General features: G+C 62.5%; 5 protein-coding genes. 3 read left to right on the top strand and 2 right to left on the bottom strand.

Features of this window, described 5'->3' with window-relative positions:
- Nucleotides 1-56: 56 nt before the first annotated feature.
- Nucleotides 57-806: an ArdC family protein gene (locus tag FHS92_RS17025; RefSeq protein WP_184081881.1), complete on the bottom strand. Its 750-nt coding sequence runs from the start codon at nucleotides 804-806 to the stop codon at nucleotides 57-59.
- Nucleotides 807-975: 169 nt separating this feature from the next.
- A complete protein-coding gene (locus tag FHS92_RS17020) occupies nucleotides 976-2,964 on the bottom strand; it encodes a ParB/RepB/Spo0J family partition protein (protein WP_184081880.1) in 1,989 nt (662 codons plus the stop codon).
- 464 nt (nucleotides 2,965-3,428) lie between these two features.
- Between FHS92_RS17020 and FHS92_RS17015 the strand changes: the two genes are divergently transcribed.
- Genes FHS92_RS17015 through FHS92_RS17005 form a run of 3 tightly spaced genes read left to right on the top strand, consistent with a single transcriptional unit; the run spans nucleotide 3,429 to nucleotide 8,206 of the window.
- Nucleotides 3,429-4,211: an RNA polymerase sigma factor gene (locus tag FHS92_RS17015; RefSeq protein ID WP_246352088.1), complete on the top strand. Its 783-nt coding sequence runs from the start codon at nucleotides 3,429-3,431 to the stop codon at nucleotides 4,209-4,211.
- Nucleotides 4,208-4,801 (top strand): hypothetical protein, encoded by a 594-nt coding sequence (locus tag FHS92_RS17010; protein WP_184081878.1) that lies wholly within the window; start codon nucleotides 4,208-4,210, stop codon nucleotides 4,799-4,801. The genes FHS92_RS17015 and FHS92_RS17010 overlap by 4 nt, the downstream gene beginning before the upstream one ends.
- Nucleotides 4,802-8,206 carry an ATP-dependent helicase gene (locus FHS92_RS17005; protein ID WP_184081877.1) on the top strand — a complete coding sequence of 1,135 codons (3,405 nt, stop codon included), beginning with the start codon at nucleotides 4,802-4,804 and terminating at the stop codon, nucleotides 8,204-8,206.
- Nucleotides 8,207-8,281 lie beyond the last annotated feature (75 nt).

Genomic DNA, 8,281 nt, shown 5'->3' with positions numbered 1-8,281 from the left:
GGGTCAGCGCTACGGCCAGCCTGATAACTGCCTACCGTGGGCGTCCATCGCCGACCTTACTGCAATGTTGCGGGCGGCGCAGACTGTCCAGATAACGCGACCAGTTCCTCGGCGGCATAGGCCGACGTACCGAAGCGGTTCTTGAGGTCCCGTCCCAGGCGGCTGGCATGGCCTGTCCAGTGCGACAGCTCGTGGGCGAGCGTCGCATAGTAGTGGTCGAAGCCTGAAAACAGGCTCGTCGGCGGCATCGTGACACGATCCGCAGTCGGTTCGTAATAAGCCTCGCAGCCCTGGTGGCGCAGATTGACGGGGATGGCAGCGAAGAAAACGTCCAGCTCTGCCTCGCGGCCTTCGGGCTCGACTAGTTCCAAGGTTGGAGCCGGATGGAAGCGCTCGGGCAGACCTTCGACCTGATCGGCATTGAAGACCGGATAGGCCTTCAGCACCCGACGCGCTTCATCGGTCTTTTCGCCGGTATCGGTAGCTTCAACCTCCTTGGTGTAGCTCTTGTAGAAGATGGCGATGGTCGATTTCTCGCCCTTGCGGACCTGGGCACCCAGCGACTTGGCTTGGTTGTACGTAATCCAGAACGGCGAGGCGTAGCCGCACATGTCGGCGACCATCCAGAGCCAGAACACGTTCATGCCGCGGTACGGGATCCCGCAGGCCCGTAGGGGCCGCGAAATGGGCACGCCGCGCCACGGTTTGATCCACGGCTTCGTGCCGGCTTCCAGACGTGCGATGATCTCCTGGGTGATGCGGGTGGCGGGCGACAAGCCGCCGCTCTGCCCCTTGCGATAGGCCATGGTGGTTCTCCTGATTGAGGCATCTGGACAGTCGGCGACGGGTTCGCCGGTCAGTGCCACAGGGTCCCAAGCCCCCTCTGCTCTGCTTCCAAAAAGGAAGCGGCCCTCCGGCGTAAGCCGAAGGACCGCTTCTCTCGAGGTGCGAGTGGCCTTGCCTGTCAGGAGGAGGTCAGGCTGCCAACTCGCGGGGGGACAGATTTTCGTTGTCGAAACCTGGCTCGGCGTCAGTGGCGTCGATCTCCGGCTCGCCAGCCTCTGGCGCAGCGGAAGTGAAGCGCATGACCTCAGGCACCCAGGCCAGAGCCTTCTCGCGTACTTCGACTTCGGTGATGTAGGTGCCGGCGAAGACACGCTCGGCGCTCATCGCGAGATCACCCTTCTTGACCGAGGCAAAGCGCGAGGAAAGCTCAAGACCGCCGACATCGGTCAGCGCGTCGAGGATCACCTGCTTTGACACTCGGTCGAAGTAATTGGCCGCCGTCGGTCGCCACCACTGCGCCATGTCGATGCCGATAAGGCTGCCGAGGTGGTCCTGAAACGGCAGCTGACGCTCGCCCGCCATGTTGAGGCTCGCCTCGAGCGACCGGGCAACGACATAGCCCAGCCAAGCGGCACGGCTGTCGTCGGACAGCGCGCGAAACAGGTCGAAGCGGGAAGTCGCATCGGTTCCCGCACGCCAGCTTTCGTCGAGACTGGACCTGAGCTCAGCAAGCGCGCTGCTGGCCGGAGCATCTTTGGCTTCGAAGCCAATGATTGGCCCTGCCGGAAGAGGGGCACGCAGTGTGGTTGCGGCCCGCGCCCGCCAGTCGTGCGTATCGGCATCAGCTAGCGTGAAGACCATGACGTCGAGCGCAAGCCCGGGATCAGAGGCAACATGCAGGGCCAGGACGTCGCGGCGCTGCATGGCCAGCTCATCGACCAGGCGCTTGGACAAGGTGGTCCGGCGCTTGTCCGAGCTATCGTCCGCCGGAACTACTTCGATTCCGCTGTCGGCTTCAGCAGGTTCAGCCTGTCGCTCGCCGTAGAACACGGGCTGGAGAACCGGCGTGCCATCGCGCGAGAGGACCAGGATCATGCCCGCTTCGGCCTTGAGTTCGGCCGCAATGACTGGCGGACGGGCGCGGATTTCCTGGCATTCGCGTTCGATGGCTTCGATAGCCGCTTCGGCTGCCGCCACGGCCTCCTCGGCGCTATCCTCGTCTTCGAGGATCGCCGCATGCTCGTCGTAGGAGGCATCGAGTTTGTCGAGCCTCGCCAGTTCCGTCTCGGTGAGCGGCGCCGGTTCGGCAGGAAGCCGGACCAGCCCTTCGACCAGATCGTGGCTGGCATAGGGATCGAGCGTGGGCTTGACCCAGGCGAGACCCTGCTCGGCTGCGAGCGCCTTTGCCTGCTCTTCCATTTTCGCTGCGGCGAGGCTCTCGAGCAAGGCGACATCGACCCAGGATTCGCTGTCGTCGTCATCGAACAGTTCGCGTTCGATCCGGCCGCCGGCGGCGATGTAGGCATCTCGACCAACTAGCCGGGCGCGCGGATCGCTGCCCCGGACAGTGCCGGAGAGAACCATTCGCCGGACGCTATCGGGATTAGGCGCATAGTAGGCCGAGGTAACCTGCTCGAAGACGCGGGCTTGGATTTCCTGGTCCGAGGTCGCGCCAAAGGCTTTGGCGATGTCGAGAGTGATCTGACCCGAGGCCAGAGCCTCGAACACGACTGGCGCAAGCGTCGCGAGGCGCAGACGACCCTCGACGAAGCGGACGGTCAGGCCGAAACGGCGGGCAACATCTTCGACTGTCGCACCGCCTGCCACGAGCGCGGCAAAGGCCTGGGCTTCGTCCGCTGGGTTCATGGCTAGGCGGTGGAAGTTCTCTGCGAGGCTGGTCTCGACCGCAGCTTCGGCGCTGTCCTCGAGCACGAGGCACGTGACTTCGTGATCGCGGGCGAGGATCTTTTCGTCCGCGAGCTCAAACATCGCGCGGCGGCGGCGCTCGCCGGCTTCGACCTCGAACTTGCCCTTTGCGGCAGGCCGGACAATGAGGTTCTGCAGCAGGCCGCGCGCTGCAATGCTGGCTTTGAGTTCGGCATCGGCTGCCGGATCACCGTGGCGGCGGACATTGCGAGGCGACTGAACGAGCTTGTTCAGCGGAATCGACTTGATCATGGGACACACTCCTGATTGTGAGCCCAGTGCATCGACCATCGACGCCCAAATGGCTCAATCAGGGCAAAGCCCACTCCCCTCTAAAGCGGTCGCAGCGAAAGTCCCGATCGGCAGGGGCAAGGATCGATGATGTTGGTCAGGACATTCCGGCCGGTCGCCGACGCAAATAGTACGTCGGGCAACGCCAACACCGGTCATTGATTGAGCACCCTAAGCCCCCGTTACCGTATCCAAGTCGGCGGACGATCCGGAACGTCTGCATCGGGTATGGTGTCTTGAATAGCAGCCACACGGCGTAGGAAAACGTCCAGGGCATAACTGAGCCATATTCGCAGAGCCAGCATTAGGCACAATCCTGAAGCACTGGACGAAACCAAATTTTTTTACTCCAGCCGTTCCGGTTGTTTTTCCCGTGGCGATTAACAGAACGTCGCATCGATGCTAACGTGCGGACAAGGGAGGAAATGTTGATTGTTCCGCTCACCAAGCGAAAAGCCGACGGGACACTTTATCAACGTCCCGACATCATTGAACCGCTGCTCGTAGGTCTCGCCAATCTGCCGCGTAACGTGCTGCTCGAACGCGCGCGCATCCGCGACCGTAAGCATCCAGATTACGTGCCCAGTGAGTGCTTGCTGTATTTCGTCCGGAGGAGTCGCCGGGACAACTCCAATGCTTGGTTCGAACAGTTATATAAGGTCCTTATCGAGAGGGTGCTCCGATCGGTACCGCGAGCCGAAATCTCCAAGAACTCCTCATCGCTCAGCAACGAGCGCATCCGCAACGCCGTTTTCGACCGCTTCGTCGAGATGCTCGCGAAGGATCGTAAGGAGCCCGACGACAAGCTAGACTTCTTCGAGGTCCGGTTCGACCTCGCTGTTAAACGCTTGCGCCTCGATGCGCAGGATCGAGTCTGGCAAGAGGAAAGCCGCACCGCGTCGCTGGACGACGAGGGCAGCGGCACGTCCGACGACGCAGCCGAGGCAAGCACGACAGATCTTCTCGACGCCGAACTGTTTTCCGATCCGCTTTTCCGGAAACGGTTCCACGGAGCGATTGATGCCCTACCGACAGAACAAAGAAGGACCATGCACCTCCTTTTGAGCGGTTGGCAGATCGATTCGAGCGACCCTTCGGTGATGACAATAGCGAAGGCACTAAACTGCTCTGAGAAGTCGGTTCGCAACTATCGGGACCGGGCGTTGAAAGCACTCGGAGCCCTATTCAATCCTGGGGACGACCAATGACCGCCAACCCGCTGCCCCTCACCCTCGACGCCGTGCTCGACTTGTTTCAATCAGAAGACGTCCACGATGGCGACGTGCTTCGACAATACGTCGAGGATTATCCTCAGTATGCCATCCAGCTCATCGATTTTTCGCGGTTGCTCGCGGCGCCAGAGCTCGAAGACGAGAGTCCTCTGTCCGCTACAGATGAATCGCGCATTGATGCCGCATGGATCATGCACAAGGCGGCTGCTCCAGGCGAACCCGCCGGCGAAGACCCGTTGGCCCGCCTCACTGGAGACATCGGCAAGGACCTCGCTCGCAAACTCGGCGTGCCGAGGCAGGTCATCACGTGCCTGCGAGAGCACCGCGTCCTGGCATCGAGCCTTCCCGATACTATCCTTGGCGACCTCTCGGACGCTCTCGACTTGCCTCCAGCGCATGTGATCGCAGCCATGCGCCAGCCGCCAATGCCCATGACCACCGGTAGAAGCTACAAGTCGGGCCGCCCGCCCGGCTCCGCGGAGCAAATGACCTTCGAGCAAATCCTGATCGATGCCGGGGTTTCCGAGGCTGATCGGTCGAAGCTTCTGGCAGGTAGCGGCGAATAGATGGATGCGATCGAGCTGGGACGCCGCAGGGCGGCCGAGATGCATGCCGATGCCGTTATGCACGGGCTCGATCCGACCGATCCTTACGCATTTGTTGTCGCCATCGCGAAGACACGCGGCCTCGATGTCGAGACAACAAACCCCGGCGCTGCCAGCCTGGACAACGGCCGCGCGACGCTGGTGCCAGCCGATGATCTCATAATCCACGAAAACGTGGGCTCCCGATTCGAACAAGCTTTCCTTGTTGCGCATGAAATCGGCCACCATGTGTTAGGTGATGCGACCGCGTCACCCACGGTGCTGCACGCAGACATGGCGCGTCCCTCCGAGCCCTCACCGACCGGGATCGATCGGGTCGTCGACTATGGCCGAAGACAGCGGCGCGAGGTCCAAATGGACTTGTTCGCCCGTGAACTCCTCCTGCCGCGCGAGGTCCTGTGCCGCCTTCATCTGGCTGACAGTTTGACCGCGCACGAGATCGCGGGACGCATGAATGCTTCGATGGATGCTGTCGTACAGCAGTTGCTCGACGGCCTGCTGCTCCCCGTCATCGAATCTAACGAAAGCGTTCGCGGGGAGCATCCGTTGAACGCCGCCCAAGCAGAAGCGGCCGGACACCGCGGGCGCGCATATCTCCTCGAAGCGGGGCCCGGGACTGGCAAGACCCAGACACTGACCGCCCGGGTAGTCCAACTACTCGACGAAGGTGTCGATCCGAGGCGGCTGCTCGTCCTAACCTATTCCAACAAAGCCGCCGGCGAGATGGCCGAGCGGATCGCGGCGAAGCGGCCAGAGAAGGCTGCAGCGATGTGGATCGGTACCTTCCACGCCTTCGGACTCGATCTTGTGCGGCGCTTTCATGCCGAATTCGGCCTCCCCGACGATCCGCGCCTGATGGACCGCGTAGAAGCCGTCGAGCTCCTCGAGGCCGAGTTTCCAAAGCTCGCGCTCGATCACTACCAGGATCTATACAATCCGACTCGCCTGATCGGCGACATTCTAGCGGCCATCTCGCGAGCGCAGGACGAGGTCGTTGGCGCTGATGAATACGCCCGCCACGCCGAGGACATGCGCATCGCTGCCAAAGGCGCGGAACCGCGCCACACGGAAGCACTGAAAGCGGCAGAGGTCGCGCGCGTTTACGCTCTCTACGAAACGATCAAACGCCAGCGGCAAACCGTCGATTTCGGCGACCTCGTTTCACTCCCCGTCGAACTTCTCGAAACGCGTCCCGAGATTGCCGCCCAGCTTGGCCAGACCTACGACCACGTGCTTGTCGACGAATACCAAGACGTCAACCGAGCCAGTGTGCGCTTGTTGAAGGCGCTGCGCCCCAGCGGCGAGAACCTCTGGGTTGTGGGCGACGCACGGCAGTCGATCTACCGCTTTCGCGGCGCCTCCCCGATCAGCACCACTAGGTTCACGTCTGAGGATTTTCCCGCCGCCGCATCAGGCCGGTTGGAGATCAATTACCGGTCGAGCGACGAGATCGTGACCGCCTATTCCACGTTCGCCGCCAAGATGGCAGCGAGTACAACGAGCGCAGAGCTGTATGCGCATCGGGGCGCCAGCGGCCACCCCGTCGAACTCAGGCTCCGCCCGGCCAAGGAGGAGCAGTCGGTCGCGATCGCCGACTGCATCGAAGAGCTTCGAACAGCCGGCATCGCCTATCGAGACCAAGCCGTGCTGTGTACCGGGAACGAGCGCCTTGGCGAAATCGCCCGCGACCTCGAACGGATGGACGTGCCCGTTCTCTTCCTGGGCAGCCTGTTCGAGCGAAGCGAGGTCAAGGACCTCTTGTCGCTGCTGACGTTGCTGGCCGATGGTCGCGCGATGGGGCTCGTTCGAACCGGCTGCATGCCCGATTTTGCCATGCCGCTCGGCGATGTCGCCAGCATCATCGAGATGTTGCGGTCGGATGATGGCAAACCCCTGGAATGGCTGACCGAGCGAAGCCGCCTAGCAGTGTCGGTGGAAGCGATGACCGCGCTCGATAGGCTCGCAGCAGCTCTCGATGGATTCGACGCCGACACTCCGCCGTGGCGAACGCTCGCGGCTATCCTGCTCGACCGCACCCGCATCGCCGCCCGAATAGCCGAGGCCGGTTCAATAGCTGAACGTAGCCGAGGTATCGCGATCTGGCAGTTCATGAACTTCCTTCGCACGCAGCCACACACGGCGGGTCGCGCCGTGCCGCGCCTCCTGGAACGTATCAGGCGGTTGGTCGCCATCGGCGACGATCGCGACCTACGTCAGCTACCCGCAGCCGCGCAGGGACTCGACGCCGTCCGCCTCATGACGATCCACGGCGCGAAAGGCCTAGAATTTCGGGGCGTGCATCTACCGGGCCTCAACCAAGACACACTCCCGAGTTATCCGAAGGCGCCTGCCTGCCTGCCCCCCGAAGGCGTGATCGGCAGCATAACCGGCGACGTCAAAGCCGCGCTTTGCGCCGGCGACGCAGAAGAGCGCGAATGCTTGTTTTACGTTGCCACGTCACGCGCGCGCGATCGCCTCATCCTTTATGCCGCGACCGAGAAGGCGGATGGGAAGCGGCGCCCGCTCTCCACCTTCCTGACGCGGCTTGGTCCGGCCGTCACCGAAAGGGTGCCCGCTCTCCTCCAAACGCTTCCACCTGCGCTCGAAGCCGAGCCGATCGAATTATCGGTCGACGGCCCTATTCGCTTACGAGATTCCCAGGTCGCAATGCTGGACAAGGAAAAGTGCAAGCGGCGCTTCTTCTACACTCATGTGATCGGCATCGGCGGCCGCCGTACCGAGAGCGATTACATGCGCATGCACGAAGCCGCCCGGACTGTCGTGCGCGGAGCGGTACGCAGCGGGCTCGACATCTCTGACGACGCGCTTCTTCGGGCCGCAGTCGAACAAGCCTGCGACGATCACGGTCTCGACATACTGGGAAGCTTCGTCGAACTGCGGGCTACGGCGGTCGAGCTTGTTATGCGGTTCCGGCGATCGCGCGATGCCCACCAAGTCCAGCTGCCGGCTGACTTGCCGCTCGGGATCGGAAGTGACCAAATTATCGTCAGGGCCGACGATGTCCTCGTCGATACGCGAGGTAATCGTATCCACCGGCGTATCCGAACTGGCGTGTTCCGCAAGGCAGACACCGAAGATCTTAGCGTGGCGGCCGCGCTACTGGCCATCGCTGAGAGCGCTTCGGGGGCGAGCGCCGAGATTGTCCATCTGACCAGTGATACCGTGACCCCGCTCGAGCTATCGCAGCTCGTTCTCGGTCGGCGCCGCGAACTCCTGGCTAATGTCCTTGCGGATGTTCGCGCTGGCCGATTTCCAGCGGATCCCTCGCAGCGGGTCTGCCCCAGCTGTCCGGCGTTCTTCGTGTGCGGGCCGGTCCCGGCAGGCCCCCTGCAAAAAATCTTCTGAGCGACTTTCCGGTCGGCTGCCGCCGTTCCGATTGTCCCTTCGTAGCCGGGCTGTTCCGGCAAACCGAAGGACAAA

The sequence above is a fragment of the Sphingobium subterraneum genome (assembly GCF_014199435.1).
Taxonomy (GTDB): Bacteria; Pseudomonadota; Alphaproteobacteria; order Sphingomonadales; family Sphingomonadaceae; genus Sphingobium; species Sphingobium subterraneum.
The sequence above is the reverse complement of the archived record's forward strand: the minus strand, read 5'-3'. Positions and strand labels throughout refer to the sequence as shown.

Bases quoted from the DNA above. Each gene is read 5' to 3' on its own strand.
- FHS92_RS17025 (WP_184081881.1), bottom strand. From the start codon at position 806: ATGGCCTATCGCAAGGGGCAGAGCGGCGGCTTGTCGCCCGCCACCCGC.
- FHS92_RS17020 (WP_184081880.1), bottom strand. From the start codon at position 2,964: ATGATCAAGTCGATTCCGCTGAACAAGCTCGTTCAGTCGCCTCGCAAT.
- FHS92_RS17015 (WP_246352088.1), top strand. From the start codon at position 3,429: ATGTTGATTGTTCCGCTCACCAAGCGAAAAGCCGACGGGACACTTTAT.
- FHS92_RS17010 (WP_184081878.1), top strand. From the start codon at position 4,208: ATGACCGCCAACCCGCTGCCCCTCACCCTCGACGCCGTGCTCGACTTG.
- FHS92_RS17005 (WP_184081877.1), top strand. From the start codon at position 4,802: ATGGATGCGATCGAGCTGGGACGCCGCAGGGCGGCCGAGATGCATGCC.